Genomic DNA, 18,639 nt, shown 5'->3' with positions numbered 1-18,639 from the left:
CGCCACAAAATCAAAGCCCCGGTCGCTCGGCCGGGGCTTTGTCGTTTCAAAGCAGTCTGACTTTTGTTCCGATCTGGACCAGAGGATACAGTTCCTCGACATGCTGGTTGTACAACCCGATGCACCCGGATGAACTTTGGCGTCCGATCTTGCGGGTGTCATGTGTGCCATGCACCAGATAAGCCGGCCAGGACAGGTACATGGCGCGGGTGCCAAGTGGGTTGCCCGGATCCCCACCTTCCATGCGGACCGGCAGGTTGGGATCGCGCTCGCGCATCGAAGCGGTCGGCGTCCAGCTGGGATTTTCCGCTTTGCGCACGACTTCGGTGTAGCCACGTTTGGTCAGCTCTTCGCTCATGGGAACCGAGCTGGGGTACAGCTTGTACGTGCCGTCAGGACCCCAATAATGCACCGCCCGGCTGGTTATGTCAGCCAGCAAACAGCCCACGCCCAGTTCATCGAAGTGATCCTGCCAGTCCTGCTTGGAAAAGGACGATACGTTGCGGCGAACGGGAAGCTGAGTACTGATCGCCTCTTCGCTCTGAGGGAAGGCGTCCTGGCTCTGCGCCCGCAACAAGGTCGGCGACGCCAATACGGATGCTACCCCCAAAAGGGCCGAGCGGCGGGAAATTCTGGTTGTCACGATGGCCTCCTGGCGACTGACTGCTCGAATTTTCGGCCAATTTATGCCGAGCAGAGAGGTGAAGCCAGAGGTCGGTGCTGAAATTCTCGTGAACGCGTCCAGACTTGCGCAGTTTTTTGCCAAGCAGAAGCGGTACAAGGCGGCGGTTGGCGGATTGGGTCTGCCTGCGGACAAAAAGGCCGCCTCAATTTAGGGCGGCCTTTGTTCTTAAATTCAGTCTGTTAATCCATCGCTTTGAAGTTGAACTCGCCACCTTCCTTGATGCCCGACGGCCAGCGCGACGTCACGGTCTTGGTGCGGGTGTAGAACTTGAAGCTGTCCGGGCCGTGCTGGTTCAGGTCTCCGAACATGGATTTCTTCCAGCCGCCGAAGGTGTGATAGGCCAGCGGCACCGGGATCGGGACGTTGATGCCAACCATGCCGATATTGACCCGGCTGGCGAAATCACGGGCGGTGTCGCCGTCGCGGGTGAAGATCGCTGTGCCGTTGCCGTATTCATGGTCCATCGCCAGCTTCAGCGCCTCTTCGTAGGATCCGGCACGGACGGTGGACAGAACGGGGCCGAAGATCTCCTGCTTGTAGATGTCCATGTCAGGGGTGACATGGTCGAACAGGTGGGGGCCGACAAAGAAACCGTCTTCATAGCCCTGCAGTTTGAAGTCGCGGTTGTCGACGACCAGTTTCGCGCCCTGTTCCACGCCCGAGTTGATCAGGCCCAGGATGCGTTCCTTGGCGGCGGCGGTCACGACCGGCCCCATATCGACGTCGTCGCCCGCGGTATAGGGGCCGACTTTCAGCTTTTCGATGCGCGGCACCAGTTTCTCGATCAGCGCGTCAGCGGTTTCCTCGCCCACCGGAACCGCCACCGAAACGGCCATGCAGCGTTCGCCGGCAGCGCCGAAACCGGCGCCCACCAGCGCGTCGGCGGCCTGATCCAGGTCGGCGTCGGGCATCACGATCATGTGGTTCTTGGCCCCGCCAAAACACTGGGCGCGTTTGCCGTTCGCCGTGGCGCGCGAATAGATGTATTGCGCGATGGGGGTCGAGCCGACGAAGGACACACCCTGAATGATCTCGCTGTCCAGCAGGGTGTCCACGGCTTCCTTGTCGCCGTTGACGACTTGGAACACACCTTTGGGCAGACCGGCCTCGACGAACAGTTCGGCCAGCATCAGCGGTACCGATGGGTCACGTTCCGATGGTTTCAGAACCACCGCGTTGCCGCAGGCCAGTGCAGGGCCGACATGCCAAAGGGGCATCATGGCCGGGAAGTTGAACGGCATGATGGCGGCGACAACGCCCAGCGGCTGGCGCATGGAATACATGTCAATGCCGGGGCCGGCGCTGTCGGTGAATTCACCCTTCAGCATCTGCGGGGCGCCGATGCAGTATTCGATCACCTCGAGCCCGCGCTGCAGGTCGCCTTTGGCGTCGGGCAGGGTCTTGCCGTGCTCGCGGCTCAGCGCCTCGGCCAGCTTGTCCATGTCGCGATGCATCAGGTGGACCATCTGCATCATTACGCGGGCGCGCTTTTGCGGGTTGGTCGCGCCCCATGCGGGCTGGGCTGCAGCGGCGTGTTCGATAGCTGCCATGGTCTCGGCGGTGCTGGCCATCGGGCATTTGTACTGAACCTCGCCCGTGGCAGGGTTGAAGACGTTGTCAAATCGACCGGATGTGCCGGGCGTGTATTCACCGTTGATGAAATGGGTCAGGTCTTGCATCGCAAACTCCTCCGCTGAATTTGCGCGCAGCATAGGCTTGCATAAATCTCATGAACAGAGGCAATATCCCAAAAGAGTTTTGCAAAAATGCAGGGGTAAAGATGGATCCGAACTGGGATGACATGCGCGTATTCCTGGCGGTTGCGCGCGAGGAAAGCCTGTCTTCGGCCGGGCGGTTGCTCAAGATTGACCCGGCGACAGTTGGGCGGCGGGTTTCCCGGTTGGAATTGGCACTGAAAGCGCCGCTTTTTACGAAGTCACCGCAGGGCTACGTACTGACCTCGGCCGGAGAGCGACTGTTCGAGCACGCTCAAGGCGCTGAAGAGGCGATGCGCGCAGCGGCTGGCGCGATGGAAGGCGCGACCAAGTCGCTGAGCGGTCAAATCCGGATTGGTGCTCCGGACGGAAGCGCCAACTATCTGCTGCCGCAAGTCTGCGCCAAAATCAGCGACTCGAATCCCGACCTGGACATACAGATCCTGGCCTTGCCGCGGATCATCAACCTGTCGCGCCGCGAGGCGGATATGGCCATCACCGTCAGCGCCCCAACGGCCGGCAAGCTGCTGGTGCAAAAGATCAGCGACTACAAGCTGCATATGGTGGCAACCGCCGACTATCTTTCGCGGCATGGTCCAATTCGCTCGGTCAGTGACCTGAAGGGTCACCGCATGATCGGTTATATCCCGGACATGATCTTCGACCGCGAGCTCGATTACCTCAACGATCTGGGTATTGATCGTGTCCCACTTGCATCGAACTCGGTTTCGGTGCAACTGCGGCAAGCCTCGCTGGGTACCGGGGTGTGTATCGCGCATGACTTCACGTTGCCATTCCATCCTCAGCTGAAAAAAATTCTGACGGATCAAGTCAGTCTGACGCGCAGCTTTCACCTGGTGCGCCATCAGGGTGATCAACGCAACGAACGGTTGAACCGATTTGCAGATGCGCTAAGCCGGGGAATTCGCGACGAAGTTGCGCGGCTGGAAGCCGAAGCCCAAGCTTGACAGGCTGATCTAATCGGGCAACGCTTTGGAAAACGGGAAAATTATTTCGGAGGTATTGCCCATGCTTGTACAGGCCATTCTGAAGTCCAAGTCGACGGACGGGGTTGTGACGGTGGCGCCTTCGATGACCGTGTCCGACGCGGCAAAGATTCTGGCCGATAAGCGCATTGGTACGGTTATCGTATCGGAGGACGATGGCGAAACCGCAGCCGGCATCCTCTCGGAACGCGATATCGTGCGGGAATTGGCCGCCAGTGGCAGCGGGTGCCTGACACAGCCGGTCAGCGCCTACATGACTAAGAAACTGGTGACCGCGACCCAACAGGACAAGGTGCAGGACGTACTCGCTCGTATGACCGAAGGTCGGTTCCGCCACATGCCGATTGTCGAAGATGGCAAACTGATTGGGATCGTCACTCTGGGTGACGTCGTAAAAGCGCAATTGTCCGAACTGGCCATGGAAAAAGATGCCCTGCAGGGCATGATCATGGGGCACTAGCCCCATTTGACGACATTGCGGCCTCTTGCAGCTGCGGAAAACTTGTGTTTGCTTGCGCAGAAATTTTCTTGCTCAGGAGGGCGCGATGCGGGTTGGATTATATCCGGGAACCTTTGACCCCATCACCATGGGTCATATCGATATCATCCGCCGGGCAGCCATGCTGGTCGACAAGCTGGTGATCGGCGTCGCGATCAACCGCGACAAGGGTCCGCTGTTCTCGCTCGAAGAGCGGGTGGCCATGATCGAGGCGGAATGCGCCTACCTGACCGAACAGACCGGCACCGAAATTGTTGCGCATCCGTTCGAAAACCTGCTGATAGACTGCGCCCGGGACGTAGGGGCGCAGATCATCGTACGCGGCCTGCGTGCTGTTGCCGATTTCGAATATGAATTTCAGATGGTTGGGATGAACCGGGCGCTCGACGATTCGATCGAGACCGTGTTCCTGATGGCCGAAGCCCGACACCAGGCGATTGCCTCGAAACTGGTCAAGGAAATCGCCCGGCTGGGTGGGGACGTGTCGAAATTCGTCACGCCCCAGGTCAATATCGCACTGAAAGAGCGGTTAGGCTAGGGCGCCCATCGCGGCAGCGGTGTCCAGCATCCGGTTCGAGAAACCCCACTCGTTGTCATACCAGGCCAGAACACGGACCAGCGTGCCGTCGGTCACCTTGGTTTCGGCCAGCGACACGGTCGAGCTGTGGGAATCGTGGTTGAAATCGATCGAGATCAACGGGCGGGTTTCCGCAGCCAGAACGGTCGGGATCTTGGCCGCGGCCTCGGTGAACAGGGCGTTGACCTCGTCTTCGGTGGTGGGGCGCGATACCTCGACCACCAAGTCGACGACCGAGACATTCGGGGTGGGAACCCGGATCGCCTGACCGGTCAGCTTGCCCTGCAACTGCGGCAGAACCAGCCCCACGGCCGAGGCCGCGCCGGTGGTGGTCGGGATCATCGACAGGGCAGCCGCGCGCGACAGGTACGGGTCCTTTCCGGCAGTGTCATGCACCGGCTGGCTGGCGGTGTAGGCGTGCACCGTGGTCATGTTGCCGTGTACGATACCCAAGCCCGCATCCAGCGCGGCAGCGACCGGCGACAGGCAGTTGGTGGTGCAGGATGCGTTGGAAACCACGGTGTCGGCGGCGGTCAGCTCGTGGTCGTTCACGCCGAACACCACGGTTTTTACCTCGCCATCCCCACGTGCTGGCGCCGAGATCAGAACCTTCTTCGCGCCGTTCTTGAAATGGCGAGACGCAGCTTCGCGCGTGCGGAACACGCCGGTGCATTCCAGAACCACGTCGACGTCCGACCAATCCAGCGCCTCGGGGTCGCGCTCGCTGGTCAGCCGGATCGGGCCCGCGCCTACGTCAAGCCCGGCCTCGCTCAGGGTGACCGGTTTGGCGTAACGGCCATGCACGCTGTCGAACTCGAACAGATGCGCATTCATTTCCGGTTTGGCGAGGTCGTTGATCGCGACGATCTGCACATCCGTACGACCGCTTTCCATCAAGCCGCGCAGGACACCGCGCCCGATCCGTCCAAATCCGTTGATTGCAAGTTTGAGTGTCATGTCGCGCTCCGTCTAAATGGCCGCTAAGCCGCGATTGAAATCAGTTAGCGCTAACAAAGGCAGTCAGGCGAAAATGTCAAGCAAAACCTCTGTCAGCGCCAGAACGCGACCCAGTCGAGAAAGTCGTAGAACTTCTTGCCGAGGAACAGGAGATGCTCGGTTCCAAACAGCGCGAAATCCAGCATCAGACCACCAAGGATGAGGACTCCCAGCCAGATCGCGATTTGGTTTGTCATTGCTGCTCCGAACAAAAAAGCCCGCCCAGATAACCTGAGCGGGCGACGCGGTTCAAGCGGTCTTGATGAGATCAGTTAAGCCGTCCCATGGCGACGGCCACATCGGCCATGCGTACCGAGAAGCCCCATTCGTTGTCGTACCACGCCAGCACGCGGACCATGCGGCCGTCCACGACGCGAGTCTGGTCGGGCGCGAAGATCGAGCTTTCTTCGGTGTGGTTGAAATCGGTCGAAACCAGCGGTGCAGGTTCATAGCCCAGAACGCGCTGCATCGGCCCCTTGGCGGCCTCGGCCACGATGGCGTTGACCTCGTCGACGGTCACCTCGCGCGCGGCGCGGAAGGTCAGGTCGACGGCCGACACGTTCGGTGTGGGCACGCGAATGGCCGAGCCGTCCAGACGCCCCTTGAGGTTTGGCAGAACCTCGCCCAAAGCCTTGGCAGCGCCGGTGCTTGTGGGGATCATAGACATGGCGGCGGCGCGGGCGCGGTACAGGTCGCCGTGGCGGCGGTCCAGCGTGGGCTGGTCGCCGGTATAGGCGTGGATCGTGGTCATGATGCCGTTTTCGATGCCGATGCCTTCGTCCAGAACCTTGGCAAGCGGGGCAAGGCAGTTCGTGGTGCACGAGCCATTCGACACCATCCTATCGTTGGCGGTCAGGCTGTTGTGGTTGACGCCGAACACGATCGTCTTGTCCACGTTCTTGCCCGGGGCCGACAGCAGAACCTTATGCGCGCCACGCTCAAGGTGCGTTTTGGCCTTCAGCCCGTCGTTGAACTTGCCGGTGCATTCAAGAACGACGTCGCAGCCTTCCCAGTCCAGCTCGTTCATGTCGTAGGTCGAGAACATCTGCATAGGCCCGCGACCCAGGTCCATCGTGTTGCCGCTGATCGAGACATCGCGTGGAAAGCGGCCGTGGATGCTGTCGTATTTCAGCAGATGCGCCGAGGTTTCAAGCGGTCCGGTGGCGTTGACCTTGATCACTTCGATGTCGTTGCGGCCTGACGCGGCGATGTGCGACAGGGTACAGCGGCCGATGCGGCCAAAACCATTGATGCCGACCTTGATGGTCATGTGACGTCTCCAAATCCGCTTGTGTTCCGGGCGATATAGCGATGATCGGCCCATCTAAAAAGATAGAAAATATCATATTTGCAATGTGTTAGCGCAAACTTCGTGTGGTTGCGCTAACGCTTGCGCTAGCTGTCGGATCGGTTAGGGTCCAAAGTGCGACGGATGAACGGAAAGGATGCGGCATGAGCGGTTTGCTGGCCCTGTTGGACGATGTGGCGGGAATCGCCAAAGTGGCGGCGGCCTCGGTCGACGATGTGGCGGCGGCCGCAGGCAAGGCGGGGGCCAAGACAGCGGGCGTGATCATCGATGACGCGGCCGTCACGCCGAAATACGTCCAAGGGTTCGCCCCTGCGCGCGAATTGCCGATCATCTGGCGCATCGCGCGCGGGTCGATGTTCAACAAGGTCATTCTGCTGCTGCCGGTGGCGCTGTTGCTGGCGAATTTCGCGCCGTGGCTAATAACGCCCTTGCTGATGATCGGTGGGTCATACCTGTGCTTCGAGGGCGCCGAGAAGATTTTTCACGTGCTGTTTCCGCATGGAAGCCACGTGATCGAAGAAGACATGAACGTGCGTGATCCGGGTCATCTGGAGGAGCAGAAGATCAAGGGCGCGATCAAGACCGATTTCATCCTGTCGGCCGAAATCATGACCATCGCTCTTTCTGCCATTGAGGCGCCGAATGTCTGGATGCAGGCCGCGACGCTGGCGGTTGTGGGGATCGGTGTCACGGTGGCCGTCTATGGCTCGGTCGCGTTGATCGTCAAAATGGACGATGTCGGGCTTTATCTGGCCAAGAACGCGCCGACACCGATCGGCCGCGGGTTGGGCCGCGGGCTGGTCAAGGCGATGCCGAAGGTCATGAAGACGCTGTCGGTCGTTGGCACCGCGGCGATGCTGTGGGTAGGTGGCTCGATCATGATCCATGGGCTCGAGGTGCTGGGCTTTGGCTGGCTCGGCCACCACATCCACGATTGGGCCTATGCGGCCGGTGATGCCGTGTCCGATCAATGGGCCGGTGCGGTGGAGTGGATCAGCAAGGCCGCGATGGACGGCGTGTTCGGGCTGGCCTGGGGGTTCGTTCTGATCCCGTTGGCGACCAAGGTCATCGCGCCGCTGTGGCCCAAAAAGGCAGAGCAGACAGCGGACCATTGAGTCCCAAAAGAAAAGGGCGGCACGATGACCGCCCTTTGATTGCTCGGATCGGCTGGATCAGCCCAGCAATTCCTTGACCTTGGCAACCGTCGCCTCGGCGGTGATGCCGAAATGCTTGTACAGTTCGCCTGCGGGAGCGGACGCGCCAAAGCTCGACATGCCGATGAAACCGGCCTTGGCCTCGCGGCCACGCTCGCCCAGCAGCCAGCGGTCCCAGCCGCCGGCACGAACGGCGGCCTCGATGCCGACGCGGACGGGGCCGGCGGGCAGGACCTTCTTGCGATAGGCTTCGTCCTGCTCGGCGAACAGCTCCATGCAGGGCATCGAAACGACCCGGGTGCCGATCCCTTCGGCCTCGAGCCTCGCTTTTGCCTCCATGGCCAGCGACACCTCGGACCCGGTGGCGATCAGGATCGCCTGACGCTTGCCCTCGGCCTCGGCCAGAACATAGGCGCCTTGGGCGGTCAGGTTCTTGGTCTTGTGTTGGGTGCGCACGGTCGGCACGCCCTGGCGGGTCAGCGACAGAACCGAGGGGCTGTCCTTGAAGGTCAGCGCCAGTTCCCAGGCCTCGGCGGTCTCGACGGTGTCGGCGGGGCGGAACACATAGGTGTTCGGCGTCGCGCGCGAGATCGCCAGATGCTCGACCGGCTGGTGCGTCGGGCCGTCTTCGCCCAGACCGATCGAGTCATGGGTCATCACGAAAACGCTGGGGATCTTCATCAGCGCGGCCAGACGCATCGACGGGCGCGCATAGTCAGTAAAGGCCATGAAGGTACCGCCATAGGGGCGGATGCCACCATGCAGCGCCATGCCGTTCATCGCCGCGGCCATGCCGTGTTCACGGATGCCATAGTGGATGTAGCGGCCCTTGCGGTTCTCCGGCAGGAACACGCCCATATCGGCTGATTTGGTGTTGTTCGACCCGGTCAGGTCCGCCGAACCGCCGACCGTCTCGGTCATGATCGGGTTCACGACGTTCAGCACCTTTTCCGACGAGGCGCGGGTGGCCAGCTTGGGTTGATCCTCGGAGACCTGCTTTTTGAAGGTACGGATTGCGCCGGCCAGCTTTTTCGGCGCCTCGAAAGCATAAGCGCGGTTGAACTCGGCCTGCTTGCGCTCGGACAGTTGGGCAAACCGCTCTTCCCATGCCTTCCGTTCCATTGCGCCACGCGCGCCGATCGCTTCCCAGTCCGATTTCACCTCGGCGGGGATTTCGAACGGGCCATAAGGCCAGCCATAGGCTTCTTTCGCGGCTTTCAGCTGTTCGGCATCGGTAAGAGCGCCGTGACCTTTCGAGGTATCCTGCGCGGCATGACCCAGCGCGATATGGCTTTCGCAGGCGATCATGGTCGGTTTCTTCGACGCCTTTGCTTGCACAATCGCCGCATCGATGGCCTTGGGATCATGGCCGTCAATCTCGATCACATGCCAGCCCGAAGCGGCGAACCGGCGCACCTGATCAGTGCGGTCGGCGATGTCCACGGTGCCGTCGATGGTGATGTTGTTGTTGTCCCAGAACACGATCAGCTTGCTCAGCTCGTGCCGACCGGCCAGAGTGATGGCCTCCTGGCTGACACCTTCCATCAGGCAGCCGTCGCCGGCGATTACATAGGTGTAGTGGTCGACAACCTTTTTGCCGTAATGGGCCCGCTGGATTTCTTCGGCCATCGCAAAACCGACGGCATTGGCAATTCCTTGCCCAAGAGGACCCGTGGTGGTTTCGACACCATCAATCAGGAAGTTTTCCGGGTGGCCGGCGGTTTTCGCGCCCAGTTGGCGGAAGTTCTTGATCTCGTCCAGAGTAACTGCGCTGTTGCCCGTCAGATAGAGCAGGGAATAGATCAGCATCGAGCCATGGCCAGCCGACAGGATGAACCGGTCGCGGTCAGGCCAGTTTGGGGCCGAGGCGTCGAATTTCAGGTGTTTTTCAAACAACACGGTCGCGACGTCGGCCATGCCCATCGGCATTCCGGAATGGCCGGAATTGGCGGCGGCGACAGCATCAAGGGTCAGGGTGCGAATGGCCGCAGCCTTCGCCCAGTGTTCAGGGTTGGCATTGCGCAGCGCAGTCAGGTCCACGGGTGTTGTTCCTTTGGATTACGGCAGATTGCGGGCTGAATACCATCCACCCCCCAAAGTGCAAGCGGAACCCGGCGCGGCGCATTGCCATCGCTTCAAGAGTGTTGCTCAAGTCTTTGAAAGCAAAGAGTGGGTATTTTGGCGAACATTCCGTTAGACTAAGTACCGGTACGAGCCGTATTGATTCGGCCATCGGAAAAACAGAACGAACCTTGGTAAAGAGGTGACAGGGGCAATGAGCCAGATCGAAGATTTACAGCGACGCATCATGGCCGCGATGGATCGGATTGGCACCGGGATCGAGGCGTTGCAATCGGCGGGTCCGGTCTCGGGTAGCGAAGATGGACAATTGCGCGCCGCTCTGGACGAGGAAAAGCTGGCCAATGCGCAATTGGAAGAGCGCCTGAAGTCTCTGAAAGAGCGGCATGACCAGGAAATCGACGCTTTGCGCGCCCAGTTGGGCGAGTCCAATGCCAAACTGGCCACCGTCGAGGCCGCGCGTGCGGAGCTGGCCGAAGCCAAGGCCGCGCTTGAAAACCAGGACGAAGGTGCAGCGCTGAAGGCCGAGATCTCCGAATTGCGGCGGCAGTTGGAGGATTCCGAGCGTATCCCCGAATTGAATGCCGAACTGGAAATGCTGCGGGCCGAACGCGCCAGCCACGGCGCCGCCATGTCGCGGCTGGATGACGACCTGCAGCGCTTGCGCAAGGCAAATGACCAATTGCGCGAAGCGGTCGACGAGCTGCGAAAGGCTGCCGAGGACGGCGTTCCCGATGCCGAGCTTCTAAACAAGGCAACCGTGGCCGAACTGGAGGCCACCCGGGCCGCCCACGCCACCGACGCGGCCGAAGCTCACGCGGTTCTGGCACGGCTTGAGCCATTGCTGACCCATGCCAACCTGGCCGAAGGAGAGGTAGAGTAATGCCCGAGGTTACCATTCATATCGGCGGGCGCGGATTTGAGGTTTCCTGCCAAGACGGCGAGGAGCCGTTTCTGCACGCAGCCGCGAAGATGCTGGACGATGAGGCCCAGGTGATGGCCGACCAGATTGGCCGTATGCCCGAGTCGCGGATGCTGTTGATGGCGGGGCTTATGCTGGCCGACAAAGCAGCGGCCACTGAGGATCGCATCAAGACACTCGAGGCGAAGCTGGCCGAAGTTGAAGGCGAATTGGAGCGTATGCGCAGTGCGCCCGCGCCAGAACCAGAACGGATCGAAGTGGCCGTTGTCCCGCCCTCGGTTACCGACACACTTGCAGAGATGGCGGCACGAGCCGAGGCGCTGGCCTCGGTGATCGAAGAGAAGAACGCGAGATGACACATTTACGGACTTTGTGCCTGGCGGCTTTGGTCGGGGCGGTCTCGGGCCCGGCAATGGCGCAGATCGACATCCTATCGGTGACCTTCACCTGCGAAAATGGCGTTGAGCTGCCCGTGACATACTTAAACCCTTCCGACGGCGAAGGGGCTGCGGCGATGATCGTCGATGGTCAGTTGATTGCGTTGCGCCAGGTCCTGAGCGGCTCGGGCATCCGTTACGAGTCGGTCAACGGGCAGGGGACGTATACCCTGCGGTCGAAGGGCTGGAACGCGATGGTCAGTTTCGCGGCGGCCGGAGCCACCGACGAAACCGATATTTTGAAAGACTGTGTCAGCCGCTGAGCGGCTGATCAGGCGTTTGCCTCGCGGATTTTGTCGGCGGCTTCCTTGTTGTAGGCGACACCGTTTTCGTCGAACAGCGTGTCCAGCTCCCCCGACAGGGTCATTTCCGTGATGATATCACAACCACCCACAAATTCGCCCTTGACGTAGAGTTGAGGCACAGTCGGCCAATCCGAATAGTCCTTGATGCCCTGGCGGATTTCCTCGTCGGCCAGAACGTTCACGTCGGTGTATTCGACACCCATATAGTTCAGAACACCGGCCACCCGAGATGAAAATCCGCACTGCGGCATTTCTTTGGTGCCCTTCATGTACAGCACCACATCGTTGCTTTTGACGGTCTCGTCGATCTGGGTCTTAACGTCGGTCATTTCGCGTTTCCTTGTTTACGTTCGTCCGTCTGTCGAGCGGTCATTTCGATCGGCGGCTGCGCCACCAGTTTCTTGGTTCAGTACCCTGGTTCATCGCATGAACCTCGTCGATTACATTGACTTTTGTCACGCCGTCGGCTTCCCATGGTCTGTGTTTCAAAGCGTTGGGGTCGGGGCGCATATCCGACAATCGTCTTGTTCTGTTCCGTTTCAGATAAGCTTCGACGGTTGCCGCGGCAACCACCAGTCCACCGACACATATTCCGATCCAGACAACCCAACCAATCATGTCATATGGCCGAATAGTCGGATGCCATCGGGGTGAACAAGGCAGCAATTGCCATCACCAGTGTGAGCATGGCACTGACCGCCGTGGGTCTCATCACTCGGGTACTTTCGTGGTCAAAGCCAGCGCGTGCAACTCGCCATCCGGGCCGTCCATTTTGCCCTTCAGAGCCGCATAGACCGCGCGCTGCTGCTGGACCCTGTTCTTCCCGCGAAAGCTTTCGTCCACGACCATGGCGGACATGTGTACGCCATCGGTGCCGCCGACCTGGATTTCCGCATTCGGAAAGGCTTCGCGCAGCAGATGTTCGATTTCGTGGGCGCTCATTGGCATTTAGGATACTCCTGAAGGTCTTTTCAAAGATGTAGAGCGATGCCGAAGCCCGCGCAAGGGTGTGCAGCACCCTTGGAAAGGTCAGATCCCGCGCTGATCGAACAGCGCAGGATCCGAGTATGGTTCAGCGTCGTCGCGCTCAGGCGACGGCCTCGGCAAAACTGCTGCAATACAGCGCTGAGAGTTCACTAAGAGGAGCTTCGGACGCTCCGATCCGCACGGTTTCTCCGGTAAAGCGACCGACCGAAACCAGCGGCACGCCCGCCCGGCCTGCGGCGATCATCAGCGCCTCGGCCTGATCGAAGTTGCAGGCCACCAAGTAACGGCCCTGATCCTCACCGAACAGGAATTCGGTCGGGGCGTCATCAAGATGCAAACCCACGCCAGCGGCTTCGGCCAGTTCGAAGGCCGCCAGTGCAAGGCCGCCGTCGCTCAGGTCAGTACAGGCCTTGATCATCTCGCGATTGGCCCGGATGAAGTCGCCGTTGCGCTTTTCAGCATCCAGATCCACGTGCGGGGCGTCGCCATCTTCGCGGTTGAAGACCTCGGCCAGCAGGGCGGATTGGCCCAGATGCCCCTTGGTTTCGCCGATCACCAGCGCCACATGTCCTTCGCGAACTTCGGTGCCGATGATTTCGTCGGCGTGCTCCAAAAGGCCGACCGCACCGATGGTCGGTGTGGGCAGGATCGCCTGACCGTCGGTTTCGTTGTACAGCGACACGTTGCCCGAAACGATCGGCATGTCCAGTGCGGCCACGGCGGCGCCGATGCCTTGGATGGCACCGACGAACTGGCCCATGATCTCGGGCTTTTCGGGGTTGCCGAAATTCAGGTTGTCGGTGGTGGCCAGCGGTTTGGCACCCACGGCGGTCAGGTTGCGATAGGCTTCGGCCACGGCCTGCTTGCCGCCTTCCTCGGGGTTGGCGCGCACGTATCGCGGGGTCACGTCCGAGGTGAAGGCCAGCACCTTGTCGGAGCCATGTACGCGCACCATGCCTGCTCCAACACCGGGCGTACGCGCCGTGTCAGCCATCACCATGGTGTCGTATTGCTCATAGACCCAGTGCTTGCTTGCGTAGTTGGGCGACGAGATCAGCGCCCGCAGCCCGTCGATCGGGTCGATCTGCGGCACCTCGCCCAGATCTTCGGCCGCCGGGGTGGGAACCCAGGGGCGGTCGTATTCCGGTGCGGTCGAGGCCAGCTTCGACAGCGGAAGGTCGGCTTTGATTTCGCCGTTGTGCATGATCAGAAAACGGTCTTCGGCGATGGTTTCACCGACGATGGCGAAATCCAGATCCCATTTCTCGAACACGGCGCGGGCTTCGGCCTCAAGCTCGGGCTTCAGCACCATCAGCATGCGTTCCTGGGACTCGGACAGCATCATCTCATAGGCGGTCATGTTTTCTTCGCGCTGGGGCACGTTTTCCAGGTCCAGCCGGACACCCAACCCGCCCTTGTCGCCCATCTCGACGGCCGAGCAGGTCAGACCCGCCGCGCCCATGTCCTGAATCGAGATCACGGCGCCGGTTTGCATCAGCTCCAGCGTCGCCTCCATCAGGCGTTTTTCGGTGAAGGGGTCACCGACCTGCACGGTCGGGCGCTTTTCCTCGATCGTGTCGTCGAATTCGGCCGAGGCCATGGTGGCGCCGCCCACGCCGTCGCGGCCGGTCTTGGCGCCCAGATAGACGACGGGCATGCCCACGCCCGACGCGGCCGAGTAGAAGATCTTGTCGGCATCGGCCAGCCCGGCGGCAAAGGCGTTCACGAGGCAGTTGCCATTGTAGGCCGGGTGGAACCGAACTTCACCGCCCACGGTCGGCACGCCGAAACAATTTCCGTAGCCACCGATGCCTTCCACCACGCCGTTGACCAGTTGGCGGGTCTTGGGGTGGTCGAGTTCGCCGAAGGACAGCGCGTTCATTGCCGCGATGGGACGCGCGCCCATGGTGAACACGTCACGCAGGATGCCGCCCACTCCGGTTGCCGCGCCTTGATAGGGTTCGATGTACGAGGGGTGGTTGTGGCTTTCCATCTTGAAGACCACGGCCTGCCCGTCGCCGATATCGACCACACCGGCGTTTTCACCCGGGCCGCAGATCACCTGAGGGCCCGAGGTGGGCAGGGTGCGCAGCCATTTCTTCGAGGATTTGTAGGAACAGTGCTCGTTCCACATAGCCGAGAAGATGCCGAGCTCGGTAAAGGTCGGCTCGCGCCCGATAATCTCGAGGATCATATCGTATTCTTCGGGTTTCAACCCGTGTGCGGCAATCAGATCCGGTGTGATGGCGGGCTCTTGCATCGTGTGTCCTGTTTCCAAGGTGGCCGGGATTGCGGGCCTTTTAGGGCAACCGGGCGATTTGGGAAAGGGTCAAGAGCGCGCAGCGAACAGGAACCGGCCTTTTGCTGGCAGAATGCAGCGGTCTGCGACCGGGAAAATGCCGGTCGCACCACCGTTTTGACGGGGACAGTAGCGCGTGCGCCGCTGTCCCACCGCCGTTATTGAGGCGGCTCTTCCTTCTTGTTCACGGCGTCGGCCGCGGCCGCGCCGATCGCCGCTTTCTGTTGTTCGCTCAGGTTTTCGGCCTCTTCCAACCCGGGGATGGCAACGCGTACCTCGCGGCGGGCAAAGTCGATCCCGTTCTCCTTGAACGCGGCCTTGACCCGATTGAAGATCTCCTTGCGCAGGGTGAACTGCTTGCCGGGCTTGGCCATGAACTTGCCGCGGATGATCATGCCGACATCGTCAAAGTCGAACACGCCCTGCGATTTGAAGGGCTGCAGGAAGCCATCCTTGTGGACCGGGTCCTCCATCATCTCGGCGCCGATCTTCTTGAAGATCTTCTTGACCTTGTTCGGGTCGGTGTCGAAGGGCACGGTGAATTTCAGCTTCATGATGACCCAGTCGCGGCTGTAGTTGGTCAGCTTCTGGATCTCACCGTAAGGAATGGTGTGAACCGGGCCGCGATGGTGGCGCAGTTGCATCGAGCGGATCGAGATCTTTTCCACCGTGCCGGTGGTGCCGCCCACATCGACGTATTCGCCCACGCGGAAGGCATCGTCGATCAGGAAGAAGATGCCGCCCACGATGTCCGAGACCAGTTTCTGCGCGCCAAAGCCGATGGCCAGGCCCAGGATCCCGGCGCCAGCCAGAAGCGGTGTGATGTCCAGGCCCAGCGCGCCCAGCGCCAGCAGGGCGAAGATCACCGAGATCGCGACCTGAGCTGTCACGCGCAGCAACGGCAGAACCGTGGCCAGTCGCGAGCCGCCGGCACCGCCGCCTTCGCCGGCTTCCTCATCGGGGCTCTGCTCCGAAGCCGTCTGCTCTTTGGCAAGCCGGCGGTTGATCCAGAGCGAGACGACCTCGTTCAGGATGTAGCCGATTGCGATGATGATGAAGAACTGAACCAGCTTGCTGCCGGTTTCCGAGTCCCCGCCCGCTATATCCTGCAGGTCCAGATTCCAGGCATTCGCAATCATCAAAATGACCAGAATACCGGCCAGAACGCGTCCGATGCGGATGTAGCTACGTTTGGTCGATTTGTAGGCACGTTCCGCGATCGGGCCATCGCCCATCATCGGCGGCAGCAGGTGCCGGGTCAGCCCTCGGATCAGCGTGTCGAGTGCCGGTGCGATCAACAGCCAGAACATCGTGACGAAATGCGCGCCTTCGGCCAGAAGGGCAAACACGGCCGGATTACGCTGAGCGGCGAGGAATTCGACCAAAAGCCAGGTACCCGCCGACACGGCGATCGCGAAATACGGATAGTAGCGGGCGACTTCTTCGTCGAAATGCGTACGATCCGGATCGGAACCACGCATCATGTCGGTCAAGCCGTTGCGGGCCGTCCATGCAATGACGCCGACATAGATGTGGATGGCGGTGTTCAGCCAGAAACCAAGGCGCGATTCACCCGGCATCACGCCATTCATTGCATTGAAATCAAGGATGAAGAGGGTGAACCCGATCAGCAGGAACAGGCCGATCAGGTTCCGATGCAGGTATTTTGCCCATTTGTCATTCACATTGACCAGTCGCAGATTGCTCTGCTTCGGAGCCAGAATGAAACGGGAAATCGCGGCTCCGAGGCGGGGGAACCAGATCAGGAAGAACACGAAGGGTGCCGCCTGGGCAATCTGTTGTTCGTCCAGCAATCGACGCCCGACGAAGACCAGCGTGTAATAAAAGACAAGCAGCCCCAGAAACTCGACGCAGAAGCGCTTGAACAGAAAGACAACGGCGCCTTTTAGGTTGGTCGAGGCATCCCCATCGACGACTTTGATCCACCGGCGGGTCCAAAGGCCAACCGCCGTTTCTGCGGCGTACCCGATTGCCAGCGCCAGGAAGGTGAACCCGAACAGGGTTGCCAGACCGCTTGCGCCAAACTTGTTTCCGAAATTGCTGAACGCTTCGACCTGCGCCGAAACCAGCAGCGGAACCTTGCGGATGACATCCAGCCAAGACGCAGCCATGTCGCCCGCCGAGGATGAGATCGTTTGCAGCAGCCCCTTCCGGGAAGTCTGCGTTTCGGCCTGTTTCGCCGCGACCGCATCAAGCCGTTCCAGCAGAATGGCCCGGACCTGATCGTCAGACATTCTCGCCACCAGATCGTCGACCTGTTCGGGGGTCAGATCTTCGGGGATGGTCACATGGGTGGTTGTGGGTTCGCTGGTGCTCTGGGCCATGCTTGGCCGAGCCAGGAACGTGACGGATACCAACGCCATCAAAAACAGGCGGAGTAGGCTGGTCATAAACTTTGTCCTCGAACACGAAATATTATGGTTTTCCGCGATCATAGGCCCGTTGGCAAAATAATTCCAAACGATTTGGCACCGAGCGCGCGGGTGCAGGCCAAAAAAAAGGCCGAGCACTAAGCTCGGCCGTAGTCCAACAGGGAGGTATGAAGATGATGAGCGTTTCAGCATCATCGCCTTCGAGTGCTCATTTAGGGGTCACTCTGTGAACGATCAAGGTTTTTTGGGCGCATTGAGGGCATGTCCGCTATGCTGAGGGCGCATAGCTACAGTTTTCCCAGATGTTTCAGCTGTTTGCGGTGCGCAATAATTTCATCTTGAACGAAATCACGGAACGCTGCGACCCGTTTTGAGTGCCTCAGTTCTTCGGGATAGGCCAAATATACCGGCACATTCGCCGTCTCGATGTCGGACAGGATCGGGACTAGGTCGGGGAAATCCTCGGTCACGTAGTCGGGCAGGACGCCAATTCCCAGGTCATTCAGAACACCCTGAAGAACACCGAAGTAGTTGTTCACCGTCAGCAGTGAGCTGGGTTCGTAGGTCATCAGGTGACTGACCATCGAAGCGCCAACGCCAACCTGGGGTGCGGCGGGGGTCTGACAGATCAGGCGGTGTTTCGAAATGTCCTCCAGCGTCTGAGGCGCGCCTCCGTGCGAATCCAAGTAGGTCTTGGTCGCATACAACATCATTCGAACGGTCATCAGTCGCTTGCGGACAAGATCGGCCTGACTGGGTTCCTTCATCCGGATCGCGACATCTGCTTCGCGCATCGGAAGATCCAGCACACGTTCTTCGAGCATCAGGTCAATATTCAGGTCCGGATACTGCTCGTACAGCTTGGGCAGGCGCGGCGCCAGCCACAGGGTCCCGAAGCCAAAAGTCGTGGTGACCCGCAGGACTCCAAAGACCTCATCCTCGCTGTCTCGGATTCGCGCCGCGGCTGCGTCCAGACGCTTGGACATGGCCGTTGTTGCATCGAACAGAAGCTCGCCCTGTTCCGTTAGAATCAGACCACGGGCGTGGCGGTGGAACAGTGTGGCGCCCAGCGATTCCTCAAGCGCGCGAACCTGACGGCTGACGGCGGATTGGGACAGATTCAGCTTGTCTCCGGCATGCGTCAGGCTGCCGGCGTCAGCTACCGCGTGAAATATTCTGAGCTTGTCCCAATTCATCGTCGCAACTTTCGTTATCCTTTGGCAGCCCTATATGAAAGAGGTAACAAATTCCATATTCAAACGGGGAAATCGTTAC

18 protein-coding genes are annotated in these 18,639 nt (G+C 60.3%); 7 read left to right on the top strand and 11 right to left on the bottom strand.

Features of this window, described 5'->3' with window-relative positions:
• Positions 1-46: 46 nt before the first annotated feature.
• The gene (locus AC2FNL_RS16125) at positions 47-643 is read right to left on the bottom strand and encodes a L,D-transpeptidase (protein ID WP_437342558.1); all 597 of its coding nucleotides are present in this window, start codon (positions 641-643) and stop codon (positions 47-49) included.
• Between the two features lie 221 nt (positions 644-864).
• Complete coding sequence (locus AC2FNL_RS16120; protein WP_496834296.1) at positions 865-2,364, bottom strand: CoA-acylating methylmalonate-semialdehyde dehydrogenase; 1,500 nt, start codon at positions 2,362-2,364, stop codon at positions 865-867.
• Between the two features lie 101 nt (positions 2,365-2,465).
• On the opposite strand from AC2FNL_RS16120, the gene AC2FNL_RS16115 reads away from it, so the two are divergent.
• From AC2FNL_RS16115 to coaD, 3 genes are all read left to right on the top strand, one after another.
• A complete protein-coding gene (locus tag AC2FNL_RS16115; protein ID WP_496834294.1) occupies positions 2,466-3,368 on the top strand; it encodes a LysR family transcriptional regulator in 903 nt (300 codons plus the stop codon).
• Positions 3,369-3,429: 61 nt separating this feature from the next.
• On the top strand, positions 3,430-3,867 hold the full coding sequence (locus tag AC2FNL_RS16110) for a CBS domain-containing protein (protein WP_093961953.1): 438 nt from the start codon (positions 3,430-3,432) through the stop codon (positions 3,865-3,867).
• Between the two features lie 85 nt (positions 3,868-3,952).
• Complete coding sequence (coaD, locus tag AC2FNL_RS16105; RefSeq protein ID WP_093961954.1) at positions 3,953-4,444, top strand: pantetheine-phosphate adenylyltransferase; 492 nt, start codon at positions 3,953-3,955, stop codon at positions 4,442-4,444.
• On the opposite strand, the gene gap (AC2FNL_RS16100) is transcribed toward coaD, so the two are convergent.
• The 3 genes from gap (AC2FNL_RS16100) to gap (AC2FNL_RS16090) form a co-directional block, all read right to left on the bottom strand.
• Positions 4,436-5,440, bottom strand: a complete 1,005-nt coding sequence (gap, locus tag AC2FNL_RS16100) for a type I glyceraldehyde-3-phosphate dehydrogenase (RefSeq protein WP_093961955.1) — start codon at positions 5,438-5,440, stop codon at positions 4,436-4,438. The genes coaD and gap (AC2FNL_RS16100) overlap by 9 nt on opposite strands.
• A 92-nt stretch (positions 5,441-5,532) precedes the next feature.
• Positions 5,533-5,676 (bottom strand): hypothetical protein, encoded by a 144-nt coding sequence (locus AC2FNL_RS16095; protein ID WP_170338780.1) that lies wholly within the window; start codon positions 5,674-5,676, stop codon positions 5,533-5,535.
• 71 nt (positions 5,677-5,747) lie between these two features.
• Complete coding sequence (gene gap, locus AC2FNL_RS16090; protein ID WP_496834293.1) at positions 5,748-6,749, bottom strand: type I glyceraldehyde-3-phosphate dehydrogenase; 1,002 nt, start codon at positions 6,747-6,749, stop codon at positions 5,748-5,750.
• 182 nt (positions 6,750-6,931) lie between these two features.
• On the opposite strand from gap (AC2FNL_RS16090), the gene AC2FNL_RS16085 reads away from it, so the two are divergent.
• Positions 6,932-7,903, top strand: coding sequence for a DUF808 domain-containing protein (locus AC2FNL_RS16085; protein ID WP_496834291.1), 972 nt, complete (start codon positions 6,932-6,934; stop codon positions 7,901-7,903).
• Between the two features lie 57 nt (positions 7,904-7,960).
• Here AC2FNL_RS16085 and tkt read toward each other — a convergent pair whose 3' ends face one another.
• Positions 7,961-9,982, bottom strand: a complete 2,022-nt coding sequence (gene tkt, locus AC2FNL_RS16080; protein WP_496834290.1) for a transketolase — start codon at positions 9,980-9,982, stop codon at positions 7,961-7,963.
• Positions 9,983-10,217: 235 nt separating this feature from the next.
• Here tkt and AC2FNL_RS16075 point away from each other — a divergent pair, with 235 nt between their 5' ends.
• The 3 genes from AC2FNL_RS16075 to AC2FNL_RS16065 are packed head-to-tail and all read left to right on the top strand — an operon-like array spanning position 10,218 to position 11,643.
• Positions 10,218-10,904 carry a hypothetical protein gene (locus AC2FNL_RS16075; RefSeq protein WP_496834288.1) on the top strand — a complete coding sequence of 229 codons (687 nt, stop codon included), beginning with the start codon at positions 10,218-10,220 and terminating at the stop codon, positions 10,902-10,904.
• Positions 10,904-11,299, top strand: a complete 396-nt coding sequence (locus AC2FNL_RS16070) for a cell division protein ZapA (protein WP_170339348.1) — start codon at positions 10,904-10,906, stop codon at positions 11,297-11,299. Before AC2FNL_RS16075 ends, AC2FNL_RS16070 begins: the two co-directional genes overlap by 1 nt.
• A complete protein-coding gene (locus AC2FNL_RS16065; protein WP_496834286.1) occupies positions 11,296-11,643 on the top strand; it encodes an MliC family protein in 348 nt (115 codons plus the stop codon). The genes AC2FNL_RS16070 and AC2FNL_RS16065 overlap by 4 nt, the downstream gene beginning before the upstream one ends.
• 8 nt (positions 11,644-11,651) lie before the next feature.
• On the opposite strand, the gene grxD is transcribed toward AC2FNL_RS16065, so the two are convergent.
• The 5 genes from grxD to AC2FNL_RS16040 form a co-directional block, all read right to left on the bottom strand.
• Positions 11,652-12,014 carry a Grx4 family monothiol glutaredoxin gene (grxD, locus tag AC2FNL_RS16060; protein ID WP_170338767.1) on the bottom strand — a complete coding sequence of 121 codons (363 nt, stop codon included), beginning with the start codon at positions 12,012-12,014 and terminating at the stop codon, positions 11,652-11,654.
• Between the two features lie 382 nt (positions 12,015-12,396).
• Positions 12,397-12,633: a BolA/IbaG family iron-sulfur metabolism protein gene (locus tag AC2FNL_RS16055; RefSeq protein WP_093961963.1), complete on the bottom strand. Its 237-nt coding sequence runs from the start codon at positions 12,631-12,633 to the stop codon at positions 12,397-12,399.
• A gap of 139 nt (positions 12,634-12,772) precedes the next feature.
• Positions 12,773-14,932 (bottom strand): phosphoribosylformylglycinamidine synthase subunit PurL, encoded by a 2,160-nt coding sequence (gene purL / locus AC2FNL_RS16050; RefSeq protein WP_496834284.1) that lies wholly within the window; start codon positions 14,930-14,932, stop codon positions 12,773-12,775.
• 197 nt (positions 14,933-15,129) lie between these two features.
• Positions 15,130-17,382, bottom strand: a complete 2,253-nt coding sequence (locus AC2FNL_RS16045; protein WP_496834283.1) for a mechanosensitive ion channel domain-containing protein — start codon at positions 17,380-17,382, stop codon at positions 15,130-15,132.
• 269 nt (positions 17,383-17,651) lie between these two features.
• Positions 17,652-18,560, bottom strand: a complete 909-nt coding sequence (locus AC2FNL_RS16040) for a LysR family transcriptional regulator (protein ID WP_093961966.1) — start codon at positions 18,558-18,560, stop codon at positions 17,652-17,654.
• Positions 18,561-18,639 lie beyond the last annotated feature (79 nt).

The organism is Ruegeria sp. CRTD044 (assembly GCF_059613485.1).
Note: the sequence above shows the minus strand (reverse complement) of the source record. Positions and strands in the feature narration are given on the sequence as shown.